Raw genomic sequence first — 521 nt, forward strand, 5'->3', positions numbered from 1 at the left:
AAGAAAACTCATTAAAATAATCGTAATAGAGAAATGATAATGGAAAAAGGATGATGAAAAAATGCTGTTTATATTTTTAACAATAGCCGCATTGGGATTGTCGTTTTGGGCACAATTTAAAGTAAAGAGCAACTTTGAAAAATATTCAAAAGTGGAAGCCTCAAGCGGACGTACAGGGGCAGAAACGGCAAGACGGATTTTAGATATAAACGGTCTTTACGACGTGCCGGTCGAACCGGTAAGAGGCACTTTAACAGACCATTACGACCCGACAAGACGGGTGGTGCGTTTATCTGAGCCGGTCTATTACGGCCGCTCAATTTCCGCCATATCCGTAGCTTCCCATGAAGTCGGACATGCCTTGCAGCATCAGGAGTCATATGGTGCGCTTGTGCTGAGACATAAAATCTTCCCAGTCGTGAATTTTGCATCCGGTGTAGCTCCTTTGCTTTTCTTAGGAGGCATGCTTCTCGGCAGCCTGAATTTGATCGGGCTTGGGATCATACTGTTTTCAGCGGCTG

The 521-nt window shown here is 44.3% G+C and carries 1 protein-coding gene; it reads left to right on the forward strand.

The window, feature by feature from the left end; translation table 11 throughout:
- Nucleotides 1-61: 61 nt before the first annotated feature.
- The coding region (locus ACWHAR_RS31890; RefSeq protein WP_452089028.1) for a zinc metallopeptidase at nucleotides 62-521 on the forward strand (460 nt) is incomplete at its 3' end.

This window comes from Bacillus sp. LR--39, from assembly GCF_053613335.1.